The organism is Candidatus Microbacterium phytovorans (genome assembly GCA_029202445.1).
GTDB classification, from domain to species: domain Bacteria; phylum Actinomycetota; class Actinomycetes; order Actinomycetales; family Microbacteriaceae; genus Microbacterium; species Microbacterium phytovorans.
Map to the genome: position 1 here is coordinate 1,042,931 of CP119321.1, position 17,048 is coordinate 1,059,978.

At 68.1% G+C, this 17,048-nt stretch carries 18 protein-coding genes; 6 read left to right on the forward strand and 12 right to left on the reverse strand.

Annotated elements, in window-relative coordinates; translation table 11 throughout:
• Positions 1-2 precede the first annotated feature (2 nt).
• From P0Y48_05000 to P0Y48_05010, 3 genes are read right to left on the reverse strand one after another with little or no spacing between them, the layout of a single operon-like run.
• The gene (locus tag P0Y48_05000; protein WEK14564.1) at positions 3-566 is read right to left on the reverse strand and encodes a DUF177 domain-containing protein; all 564 of its coding nucleotides are present in this window, start codon (positions 564-566) and stop codon (positions 3-5) included.
• 9 nt (positions 567-575) lie between these two features.
• The gene (coaD, locus tag P0Y48_05005; protein ID WEK14565.1) at positions 576-1,073 is read right to left on the reverse strand and encodes a pantetheine-phosphate adenylyltransferase; all 498 of its coding nucleotides are present in this window, start codon (positions 1,071-1,073) and stop codon (positions 576-578) included.
• An 18-nt stretch (positions 1,074-1,091) separates the two neighbouring features.
• Positions 1,092-3,251, reverse strand: a complete 2,160-nt coding sequence (locus P0Y48_05010) for an ATP-dependent DNA helicase RecG (protein ID WEK14566.1) — start codon at positions 3,249-3,251, stop codon at positions 1,092-1,094.
• A gap of 60 nt (positions 3,252-3,311) precedes the next feature.
• On the opposite strand from P0Y48_05010, the gene P0Y48_05015 reads away from it, so the two are divergent.
• Positions 3,312-3,896: a 1-acyl-sn-glycerol-3-phosphate acyltransferase gene (locus P0Y48_05015; GenBank protein ID WEK14567.1), complete on the forward strand. Its 585-nt coding sequence runs from the start codon at positions 3,312-3,314 to the stop codon at positions 3,894-3,896.
• Positions 3,893-4,450, forward strand: a complete 558-nt coding sequence (rsmD, locus tag P0Y48_05020) for a 16S rRNA (guanine(966)-N(2))-methyltransferase RsmD (protein WEK14568.1) — start codon at positions 3,893-3,895, stop codon at positions 4,448-4,450. The genes P0Y48_05015 and rsmD overlap by 4 nt, the downstream gene beginning before the upstream one ends.
• A gap of 42 nt (positions 4,451-4,492) precedes the next feature.
• On the opposite strand, the gene thiL is transcribed toward rsmD, so the two are convergent.
• Complete coding sequence (thiL, locus tag P0Y48_05025; GenBank protein ID WEK14569.1) at positions 4,493-5,485, reverse strand: thiamine-phosphate kinase; 993 nt, start codon at positions 5,483-5,485, stop codon at positions 4,493-4,495.
• Positions 5,486-5,507: 22 nt separating this feature from the next.
• Between thiL and P0Y48_05030 the strand changes: the two genes are divergently transcribed.
• On the forward strand, positions 5,508-6,005 hold the full coding sequence (locus tag P0Y48_05030) for a DUF3515 family protein (protein WEK14570.1): 498 nt from the start codon (positions 5,508-5,510) through the stop codon (positions 6,003-6,005).
• A 15-nt stretch (positions 6,006-6,020) separates the two neighbouring features.
• On the opposite strand, the gene P0Y48_05035 is transcribed toward P0Y48_05030, so the two are convergent.
• From P0Y48_05035 to P0Y48_05065, 7 genes are all read right to left on the reverse strand, one after another.
• Positions 6,021-7,106 carry a D-alanine--D-alanine ligase gene (locus P0Y48_05035; GenBank protein ID WEK14571.1) on the reverse strand — a complete coding sequence of 362 codons (1,086 nt, stop codon included), beginning with the start codon at positions 7,104-7,106 and terminating at the stop codon, positions 6,021-6,023.
• The gene (locus tag P0Y48_05040; GenBank protein WEK14572.1) at positions 7,012-8,142 is read right to left on the reverse strand and encodes an NAD(P)-dependent glycerol-3-phosphate dehydrogenase; all 1,131 of its coding nucleotides are present in this window, start codon (positions 8,140-8,142) and stop codon (positions 7,012-7,014) included. The genes P0Y48_05035 and P0Y48_05040 overlap by 95 nt, the downstream gene beginning before the upstream one ends.
• Positions 8,132-8,887 carry a lysophospholipid acyltransferase family protein gene (locus P0Y48_05045; GenBank protein WEK14573.1) on the reverse strand — a complete coding sequence of 252 codons (756 nt, stop codon included), beginning with the start codon at positions 8,885-8,887 and terminating at the stop codon, positions 8,132-8,134. The genes P0Y48_05040 and P0Y48_05045 overlap by 11 nt, the downstream gene beginning before the upstream one ends.
• A gap of 6 nt (positions 8,888-8,893) precedes the next feature.
• Positions 8,894-10,258, reverse strand: a complete 1,365-nt coding sequence (gene murA / locus P0Y48_05050; GenBank protein ID WEK14574.1) for a UDP-N-acetylglucosamine 1-carboxyvinyltransferase — start codon at positions 10,256-10,258, stop codon at positions 8,894-8,896.
• 66 nt (positions 10,259-10,324) lie between these two features.
• Positions 10,325-10,921 carry a 3-isopropylmalate dehydratase small subunit gene (leuD, locus tag P0Y48_05055; GenBank protein ID WEK14575.1) on the reverse strand — a complete coding sequence of 199 codons (597 nt, stop codon included), beginning with the start codon at positions 10,919-10,921 and terminating at the stop codon, positions 10,325-10,327.
• A 2-nt stretch (positions 10,922-10,923) separates the two neighbouring features.
• Complete coding sequence (gene leuC, locus P0Y48_05060) at positions 10,924-12,369, reverse strand: 3-isopropylmalate dehydratase large subunit (protein ID WEK14576.1); 1,446 nt, start codon at positions 12,367-12,369, stop codon at positions 10,924-10,926.
• Between the two features lie 126 nt (positions 12,370-12,495).
• Positions 12,496-13,611 (reverse strand): TerC family protein, encoded by a 1,116-nt coding sequence (locus tag P0Y48_05065; protein ID WEK14577.1) that lies wholly within the window; start codon positions 13,609-13,611, stop codon positions 12,496-12,498.
• A 224-nt stretch (positions 13,612-13,835) separates the two neighbouring features.
• On the opposite strand from P0Y48_05065, the gene P0Y48_05070 reads away from it, so the two are divergent.
• From P0Y48_05070 to P0Y48_05080, 3 genes are all read left to right on the forward strand, one after another.
• Complete coding sequence (locus P0Y48_05070; protein WEK14578.1) at positions 13,836-14,396, forward strand: RNA polymerase sigma factor; 561 nt, start codon at positions 13,836-13,838, stop codon at positions 14,394-14,396.
• Positions 14,393-15,553: a DUF4349 domain-containing protein gene (locus P0Y48_05075; protein WEK14579.1), complete on the forward strand. Its 1,161-nt coding sequence runs from the start codon at positions 14,393-14,395 to the stop codon at positions 15,551-15,553. The genes P0Y48_05070 and P0Y48_05075 overlap by 4 nt, the downstream gene beginning before the upstream one ends.
• 81 nt (positions 15,554-15,634) lie before the next feature.
• Positions 15,635-15,910: a hypothetical protein gene (locus tag P0Y48_05080; GenBank protein WEK14580.1), complete on the forward strand. Its 276-nt coding sequence runs from the start codon at positions 15,635-15,637 to the stop codon at positions 15,908-15,910.
• On the opposite strand, the gene P0Y48_05085 is transcribed toward P0Y48_05080, so the two are convergent.
• On the reverse strand, positions 15,907-16,683 hold the full coding sequence (locus P0Y48_05085; GenBank protein WEK14581.1) for a CPBP family intramembrane metalloprotease: 777 nt from the start codon (positions 16,681-16,683) through the stop codon (positions 15,907-15,909). The genes P0Y48_05080 and P0Y48_05085 overlap by 4 nt on opposite strands.
• Positions 16,684-17,048: the final 365 nt, after the last annotated feature.

Consider the following 17,048-nt stretch of genomic DNA (forward strand, 5'->3'; position numbering starts at 1 on the left):
GGCTAGCTCTTCTCTGTGTCGTCGGCGGCGGGGCGCACTGCCTCGCCGTCGTGGTCTGGGGTGAGGGCCTTCAGCGCGGCCCAGCGCGGATCGACCGGTGCTTCCGGCACGGCTTCCGATGTCAGCCTCTCGCCCGTGTTCGGGTCGAGCCCGGGGCAGTCCGGCTGACATACCGGCTGGAAAGGAAGCGACAGGACGATCGAATCCCTGACAGGAGTTTCAAGATCCACGTGGTCGTCTTGAACCTCGAAGTCGTTCGCTTCTCCACCAGGATACCCGAAGAGTTCCTGAAACTCGACTTCGAGCGGCTCGGCGATGTCGATGAGGCAGCGGCCGCAGACACCGGTGTACTGGGTGTCGATCTCTGCCGTGACCAGGATTCCCTCGTGTACGGACTCCAGCCGGACATCGATCGCGATGGGTTCCCCGGCTGCCACCGACACCAGTCCCTCGCCCCACTGCGCGGGCGCTGCCACCTCCAGGCGGTGCTCACGCATCTCGCCGGAACGGTGGACGATGTCGTGCGCCGGAAGGACGAACGGTCCATTCAAACGTTTGCGACTCATGTCTCCTCCTCAGATCTTTCCTGCGCCGGTGTCCAGGAATCGGGCGACCGGTGCGGGCACGAACGGCGATACGTCTCCGCCGAGGGATGCGACCTGCCGCACGAGCGAGCTCGAGACCAGCGCGTGCGCCGGGTCGGGCAGCAGGAACACGGTCTCGACGTGGGCGAGGTGACGATTGACGATCGCCATGGGTGTCTCGTACGCGACGTCGACCTGGGAACGGATGCCCTTGACGAGAACCCCGGCGTCGACATCGACGGCGTAGTCGACGAGCAAGCCCATGCTCCACGAGGCCACGATGACGTCACCCTCGATGCCCGCCTCGGCGACGGACTGCTCGAGAAGCGTCAGCCGCTGAGCGATAGGAAGCATCGCTTCCTTGCCGGGATTGTGCACCACGAGCACGTGCAACTGGTCGTAGAGGGCGGCAGCCCGGCGGATCACATCGAGGTGACCGAGCGTCGGCGGATCGAAGGAACCGGGTACGACCGCGATGCGGTTGTTCATGGCATCCAGCCTATCCGGCTAGTTCTTCGCGAGCGCTGCGCGCTCCTCGTTGCCCACGCGCCGGCGGATGGCGGCGGCGAGGTCGGGATGGTGCTTGAGCGTCGGATCGGCGTCGATGACCGCCTCGGCGGCACTCCTGGCGCGGCCGATGAGGTCGGCGTCTGCCACCACCCGCAGCAGGCGCAGCGACGTGCGAGCACCCGACTGCGCGTCGCCCAGGACGTCGCCCTCCCCTCGCAGCTCGAGATCGACTTCCGCCAACTCGAAGCCGTCGCCGGTGCCCGCCACAGCCTCGACGCGATCGCGTGCCTTCGTCCCGGTCGGCGCCTCGGTGACGAGGATGCACAGGCCCGGGACACTTCCTCGGCCGACGCGACCGCGCAGCTGGTGCAGCTGGGACACCCCGAACCGATCCGCCTCCAGGATCACCATGGTGGAGGCGTTGGGAACGTCGACGCCGACCTCCACGACCGTCGTGGCCACGAGAACGTCGAGGTCACCGCGCGCGAACGCCTGCATCACGGCATCCTTCTCCTCTGCGGGAAGCTTGCCGTGCAGCAGTGCGATACGCAGCTCGCCGAAGCCCGGATGGGATGCCAGCATGCCGGCGACCTGGACGACTCCCCATCGTGTGCGCTCGGACTCCCCCTCGACCGCGGGCACCTGCGGCCCGTCGACGTCGATCGACGCGCCCGAAGTGTCGATGGCGGGGCAGACGACGAATGCCTGGCGCCCTTGAGCAACCTCTTCGACGATGCGCTCCCACACCCGTGAGAACCAGCCCGGCTTCTCGGCGAGCGGCGCCACAAAAGTGGAGATACCGGCACGACCTGCCGGAAGCGCGCGAATGGTCGAGACGTCGAGATCGCCGAACACGGTCATCGCGACGGTCCGCGGGATGGGGGTGGCGGTGAGCACCAGCACGTGCGGGGACATGCCCTTCGCCCGCAACGTCTCCCGCTGTTCGACGCCGAAGCGGTGCTGCTCGTCGACGACGACCAGACCGAGGTCGGCGAAGGTCGTCGTCGCGCTCAACAGGGCGTGCGTCCCCACCACGATCCGCGCCTGACCGGAGGCGGCACGCAAGGCGGCCTTTCGACGCTCGGGCGCCGGAAGCTGTCCGGTCAACAGCGTCGGCATGAGCTCGGGGGCGAGCTGCGGGCCGAGCATGCGGGCGATCGAGCGCACATGCTGGGCGGCGAGCACCTCGGTCGGGGCGATGAGAGCAGACTGTCCCCCCGACTGCGCCACCTGCAGCATCGCCCGCAGCGCCACGAGCGTCTTTCCAGACCCCACCTCACCCTGGATGAGCCTGTTCATCGGCCAGCCCTGGACCAGATCCGCCTCGATGCGCTCACCGACAGCGAGCTGATCGGCCGTGCGCGCGAACGGCAGCGCTGCATCGAACCGCGCGAGAAGGTCACCGGCGGGACGCGACGTAGCGACCAGTTGCCGAACTTCGAAGCGCTGCTGCAAGAGGGCGGCCTGCAGAACGAAGGCCTCGTGCATCCGCAGCGTCTGCCGCGCCAGTTCGATCTCATCGGGGAAGTCCGGCTGGTGGATGCGCTGAAGCGCACTCTGCGCGGGGAGGAGACCTTCCTCTCGACGCAGGTCATCGGGAAGCGGATCGGGAATCTTCTCCAGGCGCGGCAGCACGGCAGCGATCACCTTCTCGATCTGCCAGCTCGCGATCGTGCTCGTGGCCGGGTAGATGGGGATCGGCTGGTGCTGACGCGCCTCGGCGTTGAGGCGGGCCTCGTCCTCGTCGTCGAAGAGCTGGTAGTCGGGATGGGCGAACTGGAGCTGTCCCTTGAACTCCCCGACTTTCCCGGAGAAGATGCCCTGTCGACCGACCCGGAGTTCACTCTGCCGCCACACCTGATTGAAGAAGGCGAGGTTGACGGTGCCGGCGCCGTCGCTGATCACGACCTCGAGGAGAGTCCCGTTGCGTCCGCGCATGGGCCGCGTCGACACGGCCCGCACCTCCGCGACGATGGTCACCTGCTCCCCTACCGGCAGCGACGCGATCGGCGTGAGCTCGCCTCGCTGTGCATAGCGGCGCGGGTAGTGCGCGAGCAGATCGCCCACGGTCGACATCCCGAACGCGCGGGACAGGCTGGCCGCCGTCTTCGCGCCGACGACGTCCGTCAGCGCGGACGACAGGCTCACGGAAGACATGAGTCGAGTCTAGGGAGCACGCCCGACGTGGAGGACGGGGTCGACGCGTAAAGTGGACGGATGCTCCGACGCTTCGTCGCCCGCGTGTTCTGGACGTTCAGCCGATGGTCACTCCGCTCGGAACCGGCTCCGCGCGTGCCCACCGTGCTCATCGGTGCACCGCATACGTCCAATTGGGACTTCGTGCTGATGCTGGCGATCGCGTGGCAGCTCGGCATCCCGGTCCGATGGCTCGGGAAGGACGCCCTCTTCCGCGGCTGGCGCGGCCCTCTCATGCGTCGCCTCGGGGGCATTCCGGTGGACCGCGCCGACGCGGCCAGGGTCGTCGGAGAGGTGGTCGAGCGTGTTCGCTCCGGCGAGGTCTTCGGTCTCGTCGTGACACCCGACGGAACACGTGGCACGAACACGTACTGGAAGAGCGGCTTCTATCGCATCGCGCGCGAGACGGGGATGCCGGTGACTCTCGGCTACGTCGACCGCACGACCATGACCACCGGCCTCGGCCCCACGATCGAGCTCACCGGCGACGTCGGCGCCGACATGGACCGGATCCGCGCCTTCTATGCCGACAAGGCGGGCCTTCGCCCGCAACTGCGGACGGAACCGCGCCTGCGCTCCGAGACGAACGACGCCGGCACGTCATGACGCGCATCATCGGCGGCGCCGCGGGGTCGCTGACGCTCCTCGTGCCTGACGCGGGTACGCGTCCGACGAGCGATCGCGTGAGGGAATCGCTCTTCGGCGCGCTCGAGGCTGCCGATCTGCTGGAAGGTGCCGCGGTGGCGGACCTCTATGCAGGGTCGGGAGCTCTCGGTCTGGAAGCGGTCAGCCGCGGCGCGGTCTCGGCAGACCTCGTCGAGCGCGCGGCGCGCGCGGCGACCGTCGCGGAGCGCAACGTCCGCACGGTGCAGCGCGCGGTCCCCGCTGCCGCGTTGAACGTCCACCGCATGACCGCCGACGCGTTCCTCCGGGCGGGTACCTCGGCATTCGACGTCGTCTTCATCGATCCGCCGTACGACATCCCCGAGCCGGAACTGGCCACCACCCTCGAACTGCTCGCGCCGCGCCTCAGGCCGGATGCCGTCGTCATCGTGGAGCGGGCCACGCGATCTCCCGCGCCCGCCCTTCCCGACAGCCTCGTCTCCTCGCGGAGCAAGCGCTACGGCGACACGACGCTGTGGTGGGTGTCGCCGCGCTGACCCCTGCGTGACAGCGTCACGCGCCCGTGGCGGAACGACTCGTCAGCCGCGACCGGCATCCCAGTCGCGTATCGGGTCCCAGCCGCCGGGCCCGGAAACGGCGATGCCGTCGAGGGTCACCGCCGCGTCGACCCGGGAGACCACCCGCCCGATGGCACGGAAGCCGTCCGGCAGAGGGGTGGCGGGATCGAACGTCGCGAGCAGCGCGTGGTCCTCGCCCCCGCGCAACGCGGGTCCGTCTGCGACGCCCTGCAGGGCGATCGTGACGTGTGACGCGTCGGCGAGTCGCGTCGCATCGAGGAGCAGCCCGTCGGAGACGTCCATCATTGCGGTGGCGCCGGCGGCCGCTGCCACGGGGCCGAGCGCAATCGGCGGTTCGGGTCGCAGTTGAGCGTCGAGATCCGCGCGCTCGGCAGGGTTGAGTGCGTCCAGGTCGACCGGAACCGGGTCTCCCGCCTCGGTGCGGAATCGATCGAAGAGCACCGCCAGCCCGCGCGCCGCGGCGCCCAGCTCCCCGGCGACGGCGACGGTGTCGCCGATCCGGGCGCCACTGCGGAGCACGGGTGCACCGTCGAGCACGCCGAGCGCGGTCACCGCGATCGTCAACGTGTCGGAGACCGTGAGGTCGCCGCCCTCGACGGCGCAGCCGATCGTCAGTCGCTCGCACGCCGTGCGCAGCCCTCGCGCGAGCTCCGTCACCAGCGCGACAGGCGTCCGCGCGGGCACCGCGAGCGCGACGACGAGAGCGGTCGGGCGTGCACCCATCGCCGCGATGTCGGCGAGGTTCACCGCGGCGGCCTTGAACCCGAGGTCGAATCCCGACGACCACGCGAGCCGGAAGTCCGGTCCGTGCACCAGCGTGTCGGTGGACACGACGACCCTGCCGCCCGGCGCCGCCAGCACCGCCGCATCATCACCGGGGCCCACGATCGCCCGCGAGGAGCCGGCGAGCACCTGCAGGATGTGGGACAGGAGGTCGCGCTCGGCGATGTCACCCACGAGCGCACCGGCGTCGGAGGCGTGCCGGGGGTCCATTCCTCCACGGTAGCCTGAAGGGGTGACTCCGACGCGCCGCTCCCCCGTGCGGGCCGTCCGACGAAGCGTGGCGGCATGCGGCGCAGCAATGCTCCTGGCATCCCTCCTCAGCGCGTGCGCCACGACGGTGTCTCTGCAACCCGCCCCCGCTGCAGACTCTCCCGATTGCGCGGCCGTGACCGTGCGGCTCCCGGCCACCGTCGACGGGCAGCCGCGCGTCTGGACCGACGCGCAGGCGACGGGCGCGTGGGGTGCGCCGAGCTCCGTCATCCTCACCTGCGGACTGGAGCCGCCGGGGCCGTCCACCCTGCAATGCCAGTCGGTGGGCGGCGTGGATTGGCTCATCGACGACAGCGAGGCGCCTCGCTACCGGTTCACGACCTTCGGCCGCGTCCCCGCCGTCGAGGTCTACCTCGACTACGACGTCGTCAGCGGAAACGACGTGCTGAGCGCATTGTCCGGCGCCGTCGGCATGCTTCCGTCGACCGACCTGGAATGCGTCGACCGCCCGACGGACTGAACGGTCGGCCGGCGCTCACCGCACGCGCGCGAGGTCGATCAGCTCGGTCAGCAGGGCGTCGTACGGCAGACCCGACGCGATCCAGCACTTCGGGAACATCGAGATCGGTGTGAACCCGGGCATCGTGTTGACCTCGTTGACGTAGAAGTCGGTGCCCGTGAAGAAGAAATCGACGCGGGCGAGTCCTTCTCCACCGACCGCCTCGAACGCCCGTGCCGCGATGCGCTGCATCTCGGCCAGCTCGCCATCGTGCATGTCCGCCGGGCACACGAGGTCGATCCCGGGCGCATCGAGGTACTTCGCCTCGAAATCGTAGAAGTCGCGACCCGAGATGACGATCTCGCCGGCGACGCTCACGCGGGGCGCTCCACCGTCGCGACCCTCCAGGACGCCGCATTCGACCTCACGCCCGACCACGGCCTGCTCCACCAGCACGGTCGCGTCTTCGGCGAAGGCGACCTCGAGAGCCGCATCCCACTCGTCCCACGAGGAGACCTTCGAGACCCCCACGCTCGAGCCGGCCCGAGCGGGCTTGACGAAGACGGGGAGACCGAGCGACCGCGCTCGACGCATCCAGAGCTCCCGATCGCGGTCGAGATCGCTGCGGGTGAAAGCGATCCACGGAACGACCGGGACGCCGGCGGCCTTCAGGATGCTCTTCGTCGTGTGCTTGTCCATGCCGATCGCGGACATGAGCAGCCCCGCACCCACGTACGGCAGGCCGAGCAGTTCGAGGAAGCCCTGCACCGTGCCGTCCTCCCCGAACCTGCCGTGCAGGATCGGGAAGACGACGTCGATGTCGCCGAGCGACTCGACCGTGCCGTCGCCGCGCCGCACCTGCAGCTCGCGAGAGAGCGTCGACTCCGGCCAGAGGATGCGGGTGCCGTTGTCGACGACCTCCGGCAGCGCACCGTGGGTCAGGGCGAACTTGTCCGGGTCGTCGTCTTCGAGCACGAAAGCGCCGTCGCGGGTGATGCCGACGGGCACCACCCGGAACCGCTCCCGATCAATCGCGCGCAGCACCCCGCCGGCCGTGGCGGAGCTGATCGAGTGCTCGCTCGAACGTCCTCCGAAGAGCACCACCACTGCCGCCTTGACCATCCTGCGTCCTCTCGCCCTTGGGCTTGTCGTCGTCCGTCGTCAGATGCGGGGCGATATCCCGCGGGTTCATCGCGCCGTCGAGGACCATCTTGACCTGCTCGACGATGGGCATCTGCACGCCTGCCTCCCGGGCGAGCTGCAGGATGGGCGCGACGGATGCCAGTCCCTCCGCGGTCTGGTTCATCTGCTTGACGACGTCCTGGAAGCTGTACCCCTGCCCGAGGAGCCGTCCGGCCGTGTTGTTGCGGCTGAGCGGAGACTGACACGTGGCGATCAGATCGCCGAGTCCGGCGAGGCCTTGCAGCGTCTCGGGCTCCGCGCCCTGCGCGACGGCGAAGTCCGTCATCTCGACGAGACCGCGCGTGATGATGGATGCCTTCGTGTTCTCGCCGTACCCGACACCGTCGACGATGCCGATCGCCACCGCGATGAGGTTCTTGAGGACACCGCCGAACTCCGTGCCCACGACGTCGGTGTTGACGAACGTGCGGAAGTAGGAGTTGCGGGCGCGGAGCGCGACGGCCTCGGCCGTCTCGCGGCTGGAGGAAGAGATCACGGCCGCAGTCGGCTGCTCCCGCGCGATCTCGAGTGCGAGGTTCGGACCCGAGGCGACCGCGATGCGCGCGGGATCGCAGTGGAGCTCCTGCTCGATCACCTGGCTCATCCGAAGGCCCGAGCGCTTCTCCACGCCCTTCATGAGCGAGACGACCGGCGCATCGGTTTCGGCGATGAGCGGACGAATCGCCTTGAGGTTCTGACGCAGGGCCTGGCTCGAGATCGCCAGGTACACCTGGCTGGCCCCGTCGAGCGCTTCCGACAGGTGCGTCGTCGCCGACATGCTGCGAGGCAGGTTCACTCCCGGCAGGTACTCGCTGTTGCGGTGACCCTCCTGAATCTCCTGCGCGAGCTCGGAACGACGCGCCCACATGACGACGTGCGCGCCCCCATCGGCGAGCACCTTCCCGAATGTGGTCCCCCAGCTCCCGGCGCCGATGACGGCGATGCGGGGGCGGACCAACTCCTGCCTACGGCTCAAGGCGCCCCGTCTCCCTCTGCCCGTGGATCGCGGGATCCCAGCGTTCGGCCGGGGGCGTCGCCCCTCGAAGGACACCTAAGAGGCGCGAGATCTCCGACATGACGGCATCCGTTGCGTTGACGAGGTTGGTCGAGGTGCGCACCGCCCGGTAGGGCTCCAGGTCGACGGCGGGACCGAGCAGCACGCGCACGCGACGGCGCGGCGGGAAGACGCGGAGCTTGCCATACCGCGGCATGATCTCCTGGACGCCCCACGTGGCGACGGGGATGACCGGCAGATTCCCGAGGAGGGCGAGCCGGACGGCACCGGTTTTCCCTCGCATGGGCCACATGTCGGGGTCGCGCGTCAGGGAGCCCTCCGGGTAGACGATGACGCCTCGCCCCGACTCCACGAGGTCCTCGGCCTGCGAGATGGTCTGCTTGGCGGCCGCGGCGGTGGAGGCGCGCGCGACGGGGATCATCCCGAGCGACCGCAGGAGCCCGCCGAGGAGCGGCACCCGGAACAGGCTCTCCTTCGCCATGAACCGCGGCGCGCGGCCGAGCCGCCACGTGGCGACCGCGGTGATCAGCGGATCGAACTCGCTGTAGTGGTTCGGCGCGAGGATGTAGGCGCCTTCTTCGGGAAGGTGCTCCCCGCCCTCGATCTCGATCTTGGCGAACCAACCGACCGCGGGAACGACGATCGCCGCTGCCGGCCAGAACGCGCTCGGTCGGCTCTTCTCGGCCGAGGCCCGACGGGTGCCCACGTGCGCTCAGTCCGTGACCACGAAGTCGGCGCCGAGCGCAGCCAGCTTGTCGAACAGCTTCTCGTAGCCTCGCCGGATGATGTCGACGTTGCGGATGGTCGACTCCCCCTCGGCGGCCAGCGCTGCGATGACGTAGCTGTAGCCGCCGCGCAGGTCGGGGACGACGACATCGGCGCCGTGGAGCGGCGTGGGGCCGGTGATGACCGCCGCCTGCTCCAGCGCACGTCGTGGCACCCGGCGCTCCGGCGAGGCGATCCCCTCGGGGTGCACGACGATGTCGGCACCCATCAGGTTGAGGGCCCTCGTGAACCCGAGGCGGTTCTCATACACGGTCTCGTGCACGGTCGACACGCCCTCCGCCTGCGTCAGCGCGACGATCAGCGGCTGCTGCCAGTCGGTCATGAAGCCGGGGTGCACATCGGTCTCGACGACGATCGGCTTGAGCGCGCCGCCGCGGCGGAAGCGGATGCCGTCCTCGGCGATGTCGAAGTCGCCGCCGGCCTTGCGGAAGACGTTGAGGAAGGTCAGCATCTCCTGCTGCTTCGCACCGGCGACGAAGATGTCGCCATCGGTCGCCAGAGCCGCGCACGCCCAGGATGCAGCCTCATTGCGATCGAAGATGCACCGGTGGTCGTAGCCGCGAAGCGAATCGACGCCCTCGATGAAGATGACGCGGTTGGGCTCGTAGGAGATGATCGCGCCCATCTTCTGCAGCACCGCGATCAGATCCATGATCTCGGGCTCGATGGCGGCGTTGCGGAGCTCGGTGGTCCCCTTCGCGCGGACGGCAGTCAGCAGCACCTGCTCCGTCGCCCCGACGCTCGGATACGGCAGCTCGATGTTCGCGCCGTGGAGTCCGTCGGGTGCCGACAGCCGGATGCCGCTGGGGAGCTTGTCGACGATCGCACCGAACGCGCGCAGGGCGTCGAGGTGGAAGTCGATCGGCCGGTCCCCGATGCGGCAGCCGCCGAGGTCGGGGATGAAGGCCTGTCCGAGCAAGTGCAGGAGCGGACCGCAGAAGAGGATCGGAATGCGTGATGCGCCCGCGTGCGCGTCGATCTCCTCCATGTGGGCCGAGACCGCACCGCTCGGGTCGAGCCGGAGCACGCCGTCGCCCTCTTCCTCCACGTTCACGCCGTGAACCTCGAGCAGCGAGCGCACGACGTGGACGTCGCTGATCTCGGGGACGTCGCGCAGCACGCTCGCCGACTCGCCGAGAAGAGCGGCGACCATCGCCTTCGTCGCGAGGTTCTTCGCCCCCTTGACGTCGACGCGACCGGTCAACGGCCTCCCGCCCCGGATGGTCAGCACCTGCCCGCTGTCTCCGCCGCCCGAGGGCGACGAGGTGGACTCGCTCAGGAGTGTGTTCATCCGGTGGACCTCACTTGTATCTCGAGGAAACGTCTGCGTGCCCCGTCGTGAGGGGCGTGCTTCGGGCTACGGAACAGGGAGCGTCCGCGGCCGCCACGCCTCACGGCGCGCCTCGAACTGCGCGATCTGATCTGCGTTGCGCAGCGTGAGCCCGATGTCGTCGAGCCCTTCGAGGAGCCGCCACCTAGTGTAATCGTCGATCTCGAAGGAGGTCTCGTACTCGCCGACGCGCGCCGTGCGGGCGACGAGATCGACCGTCATCTCCGCGCCGGGCTGCGCGTCGAGCTCAGCCCAGATGCGCTCGACGGCGTCCTCGGAGATGACGCCGGTGACGAGGCCTTGCTTTCCGGAGTTGCCGCGGAAGATGTCGGCGAACTTCGGGCTCAGCACCACCTTGAAGCCACAGTCGCGCAGCGCCCAGACGGCGTGTTCACGGCTCGATCCGGTGCCGAAGTCGGGTCCCGCCACGAGGATGCTCGCGTGGGCATACGACGGCTGATTGAGGACGAAGGTCGGATCCTGACGCCAGTTGGCGAACAGCGCGTCGTCGAATCCTGTCTTCGTGACCCGCTTGAGGTACACGGCCGGGATGATCTGGTCGGTGTCGACCGCCGAGCGCTTCAGCGGCGCGGCGACTCCGGTGTGCGTCGTGAACGCGTCCATGCTCAGGCCTCCACCTTCTCGATCGCGGGCAGATCGCTCGGGCTCGCAAGGCGCCCGAGGACAGCAGTGGATGCCGCGACGAGCGGCGACACCAGGTGCGTGCGTCCGCCCTTGCCCTGCCGACCCTCGAAGTTCCGGTTGCTCGTCGAGGCGCAGCGCTCCCCCGGGGCGAGCTGATCGGGGTTCATCCCGAGGCACATCGAGCACCCGGCGAAACGCCACTCCGCGCCGAAGTCCAAGAAGATGCGGTCGAGACCTTCGGCCTCCGCCTCGAGACGGACGCGCGCGGAGCCCGGCACCACCATGACGCGCACGCCCTCGGCCTTCGTCCGCCCCTGGATGATCGAGGCGAACTGGCGAAGGTCCTCGATGCGGCTGTTGGTGCACGAACCCATGAACACGGCGTCGACGACGACATCCTTCAGCGGTGTGCCCGCCGTCAGGTCCATGTACTCGAGTGCTCGCTCGGCTGCCGCCCGCTCGTTCGGGTCGGCGAACGACGCAGGATCGGGGACGACGTCGCTCAGCGACACACCCTGACCGGGGTTCGTGCCCCACGTCACGAACGGCTCGAGCTCGTTGGCATCGAGGAACACTTCGGCGTCGTAGACGGCGCCTTCGTCGGAAGGCAGCGTGCGCCAGTAGGCGACGGCATCCTCCCAGTCCTGGCCCGTGGGAGCGTGATCGCGCCCCTTGACGTACGCGAACGTCGTCTCGTCGGGAGCGACCATCCCCGCCCGGGCGCCCGCCTCGATGGACATGTTGCAGATGGTCATGCGGCCTTCCATCGACAACGCGCGAATCGCGCTGCCGCGGAACTCGAGCACGTAGCCCTGCCCGCCGTTGGCGCCGAGCTTCGCGATGACGGCGAGGACGATGTCCTTCGCACTGACACCGGGCTTGAGCTCTCCCTCGACCGTGATCGCCATCGTCTTGAAGGGCTTGAGCGGCAGCGTCTGCGTCGCGAGCACGTGTTCGACTTCGCTCGTGCCGATGCCGAACGCCATCGCACCGAAGGCGCCGTGGGTGCTGGTGTGCGAGTCGCCGCAGACGACGGTGATCCCCGGCATCGTGAGCCCCAGCTGGGGGCCTACGACGTGCACGATGCCCTGCTCCTTGTCGCCCAAGGAGTGCAGGCGCACACCGAACTCCGCGGCATTGCGCCGCAGGGTCTCGATCTGCGTCCGGCTGGTGAGGTCGGCGATCGGCTTGTCGATGTCGAGCGTCGGGGTGTTGTGATCCTCCGTTGCGATCGTCAGATCGAGCCGACGCACGGGGCGCCCTTCCGCGCGGAGGCCGTCGAAGGCCTGCGGGCTCGTGACCTCGTGCACGAGGTGCAGATCGATGTAGATCAGGTCGGGTTGGCCGTCTTCACCCTTGACCACGAGGTGGTCGTCCCAGACCTTCTCGGCCAGGGTGCGGGGGCGGTCCGGAATCGCAGTGCTCATGTATCTCGTTCTCCAGAAAGGGGGTGTGCCCGCGACGGACTCCGCGACGAGAGAGGGCTCAGAACGAGGTCTCGCCGCGGCCGCTAAGGAGAAGGCGAGCGAACCGCATCGGGCCAGATTACCACTTCACGATCGGCGGTCGTCCGTGCCGTCGGTCGACGGATCGACCACGGTCGACGGCGTTCCCTTCTCCTCCGCGACCGTCTGCGCGGCGGCCACCGGTGTCGCATCGGACGTCGCGGCGCCGTCGGCGACGATCGCGCGGCGCTCTCGTGCCGATGCCGCGAGGCTCGCGAGGGTGGCGACGACCATCGCCACCACGATCACGCCGAGCGACATCCAGGTGGAGATCTCGGGCGCCCACTCGATGTGCTCCCCACCGTTGATGAACGGCAGCTCGTTGACGTGCATCGCATGGAAGACGAGTTTCACGCCGATGAAGGCGAGGATGAATGCGATGCCGTAGTGCAGGTAGCGCAGCCGATCGAGCAGGTCTCCCAGCAGGAAGTAGAGCTGGCGGAGGCCCATCAGCGCGAAGAGGTTCGCCGTGAAGACGATGAAGGGGCTCTGCGTGATGCCGAAGATGGCGGGGATGGAGTCGATCGCGAAGAGCAGATCGGTCACACCGATGGCCGCGAACACGATGATCATCGGCGTCCACATCTTCTTCCCACCGACGACCGTGCGGATCTTGGCCCCGTCGTAGGAGTCGGAGATGTCGATCGTCCGGCGCAGCAGCCGGACGATGAAGTTCTCCCGCTGCACCTCGTCGTCGTGGTTGCCGCCAGGGAATGCCTGCCGCCACGCCGTCCAGACGAGGAACGCACCGAAGAGGTAGAACACCCAGCTGAACTGCTCGATGATGGCCGCGCCGGCGAGGATGAAGAGCCCGCGCAGGACGAGCGCGATGATGATGCCCACCATCAACACTTCCTGCTGATAGCGGCGGGGCACGGCGAACTGGCTCATGATCAGCACGAAGACGAACAGATTGTCGATCGACAGGCTGTATTCCGTCAGCCAGCCCGCGACGAACTGCCCGGCGAACTCCCCGCCCGCGAAGATCCACATGAGTCCCGCGAAGATCAGCGCGAGCGTCACGTAGAAGACCACCCACAGTGTCGACTCCCTCGTCGAGGGGATGTGCGGCCGCTTGAGGATGATCAGCAGGTCGGCAACCAGGATGAGAGTCAGCACGATCAACGAGCCGATCTCGAACCAAATGGGCAGATCGAGGTCCATGGGGGCCTTTCGGAAGGGATGACGAATCGTCGAAAGTCTCTCCCCCGCAGAGCGCGGCGCGCTCCCGGGGCTCCATCTCCGGAGCCCGTGATGACGGGACGCGCGATTTCGGGATACTCCCTCTCGCCCGTTCAGACTACCCCTCGCGCGCCGCCCTCTCACCCACGTCATGAGACGTTCGCGTCATTGCCGACACTCCAAGGCTGAGAGACGATATGACCATCATGACCGAACCCGCGGAGCGCACCGACGCCGAGCTCGTCGCTGCGGCGGCGGGCGGCAGCGAGCACGCCTTCCGCGAGCTCTATCGGGCCTACGTGCGGCCGGTGTATTGGATCGCCCACGGGCTCGTGGGCAACCCCGCGGATGCCGAGGAGGTGACGCAGGAGACCTTCCTCGCCGCGTGGCGAAAGCTGCCCGGCATGGAGCTCGCAGGTGAGTCGCTGCTCCCCTGGCTCGTCACCATCTGCCGCTTCCAGTGCGCCAACCGGATCCGGCGGCAGCAGCGCGACCGCACCCACACGGCGGCCGCTGCGGAGGAGACGCTGCCGTCGACGGTGGACGTCGAGCACCAGGTCGTGCAGTCGCAGCTCGTCGAGCGCATCCTGAAGGAAGTGGCGACACTGAGTCCGTTGGACCAGCAGATCTTCCGCCTGTGCGCCGCGGAAGGCTACGCCTATCAGGCAGCTGCCGAGGAGCTGGGCGTCACGCATGGCGTGGTCAGGAATCGTCTCTCCCGTATCCGCACGCAGTTGCGGACCGTCGTGGAACCGGAGGGGACGTGAACGACGACATGAACACCGAGGACATCACACTGCCCGAGTTGACCGACGCACGCATCGACGAGATCGAGCGCAGCCTCTTCGCCGCGATCGACGACGAACGGCGTGAACGCAGTGGCGTCGTGCGCGCCCGGCGCGCACGACGCGGCCGGGTCTGGCTGGGAGCGGCGGGAGCGGCCGCCGTCGTCGTGGTCGCAGCCGTGCTCGCCCCGTCGATGCCCGCGATGCTCGGCGGAGATGGCAGCGCCTCCACTGCGGAGGGCGCCCCCGACGTCGCCCCCGCCACCGATCCCGATCTGGGCGGCACCGACCCGGGCTCGATCGGCGGGGAGATGACCGGCTCCACGACCGCATCTGAGGAGGACGGTCCCGTGACGTCGCCCTCCGCGGGCGAGCGGGAGATCATCGCCACGGCGTCCGCGACGGTGCGTGTGACGGATGCCGAGGCGGCGGCGGCAGGCATCGGCGAGATCGCCGAGGCCTCCGGCGGCTACGTCGAGGCCATGAGCGTGGGCACGAGCGGATCGCCGATCGAGCCGTATCCCGTCGATCCGTATGCGGGTGAAGACGTCGCCGTCGGCAGCGCCCCGCTGGCATCCAGCGCGTGGATCACCGTGCGCGTACCCGCCGACAGCCTCACCGAGACGACGAACGCGCTGTCGGACATCGGCGACGTGACGGCGTCGCAGGTCGACCGCCGCGACGTGACCGCCGAGGCGATCGACGTCCGCGCTCGTATCGACGCGCTGACCGCCTCGGTCGACCGCCTCCGCGATCTTGTCGGGCAGGCCGAATCGACCGCCGACCTCATCGCGGCCGAAGACGCCCTCGCGACTCGCCAGTCCGAGCTGGAGTCCTACCAGCAGCAACTGAGGTACCTCGACGAACAGGTCGGGATGTCCACGCTGACCGTTTCGCTGTTCGAACCGGCCCCCGTCGTCACCGCCGATCCTGCCGGGTTCGGCGACGGCGTCGCGGCGGGCTGGAACGGTCTCGTGGCGGCGCTCAACGGCTTCGTCATCGCGGTGGGGTTCCTGCTCCCCTGGCTCGCCGTGCTCGCGGCGGCCGGACTGATCGTTTGGGGCGTACGCCGGATGCTGCGCAGTCGTCGCGGCCGCGCGGTGGAGACGGCGTCCATGGCGGCCGACGACGAGCGCTGAGCGCAATTGCGACACTCGGCGAGGGCGTCGAGGCCAATCTCGCTCGCCAGCCATATCTCGTCATCGGCTAACATCCCCCGCATGATCATCACGCAAGGCGATCCCGCGACCGGACACATCGAGTACACAGAAGTCGTGTACTGGGTCACCTTTTGGACTGAAGAGTCGCCCGGACAATGGTTGTCTGACACAGTCCGCCTGAGCGGTGCCGGCAGCGTGAGCGAGGCACTCGAGTACTGCGTCGCACGTGTCGCGACCACCTTCGTCTTGTCCGTCGAGACCCCTCAGGACCCGCACGGACGTCTTGTGCTGCAGGGTAGAGATCCGCTCGCGGAAGGACAGGCTCTGAGCTTCTAAGCCAGTGCGCCAACAAGCACGATGTCTGGAACGAAGTGCGCCACCATCGCGGGCACCAGCGAGTTTGACCATGCTCTTAGTGCACCCACAGCAAGGCCGAAGGCTGTCGTGAGAATGACTCCAACGGGTCCAGAGGGCACCCCATGAAGGTGGGCTATCCCGAAGGAGATAGACACAATAGGCAGGGCAAGCAGCGGAGCCACGCCTGACGACTCCAATGCGCTCATTGCGGCCCCGCGCCAAAGAACCTCTTCAAAGACGGAGTTCGCCGCTGCGAACGCTGTTGCGGACACAGCAAGGAACAGCGGTGTGTTTGTGATCACGTCTGGAAACAGCATGAGGCGAAACCACATCCGTTGTAGGTAGGGCTCAAGCCAAACCGCCCACAGAACGACCGCGCTGCCCAGCCCGGTAATGACAGCGATCCACCAAACGCGGCGGCGGGAAGGTTCGGGAAGCGCGTACGCCCATCGTCGTGCTGGCGGCCAGATCGTCGCGCACGCAATCACGGCGAGCGGTGCCGCCGGCCAACCCACAAAGTATGGGATCAAGTACCCAGCCGATGCCGAGCAGAGCACCCCACAGGCAAACACGGAACCTCTGGCAATGAACGCGAGTGCGAGGAATCCCAAAGACGCAAACGGGAAGTTGGCGTCAGTTCGCGCAAGCGCTGGGATGCCGATCGAGGCTGCAAACAGCGACGCGACTGCGAATACTGGACTGGCTCGCTTGATTTGCTCTAACAGTTCGACACCGTCCAGGTCGAGCTCCATGTCTTCTTGGTGGAGTGAGAGATGCCATTCCCTGTGCCCCTCAAGATTGACCAGTATCGCCACTTGCCGATAACACAGGCTGCTGACGGCGTGTAGAACACGGCGGTGGCCCCGGCCGGGAGCTTGAGGCGCGCATCGTTCTTTTGAGATCCGATCGTCACCCACTCTCCACCTACGAGTCGCTGCAGCTGCGATGACATCGCGTGGTACGTGAGGTCCACGCCGTCGCACCGGAAGCTGACCTTTCCATGCACCACCCGCGCACCGCTCGCCTGCGAAGTTGTCGCGTGCACCGCGTTCTGTTTCCCAACGCATCCAGCCAGGGCCAGTTGGGCCGACGTGCACCCTGTCAACCCAAATGAAAG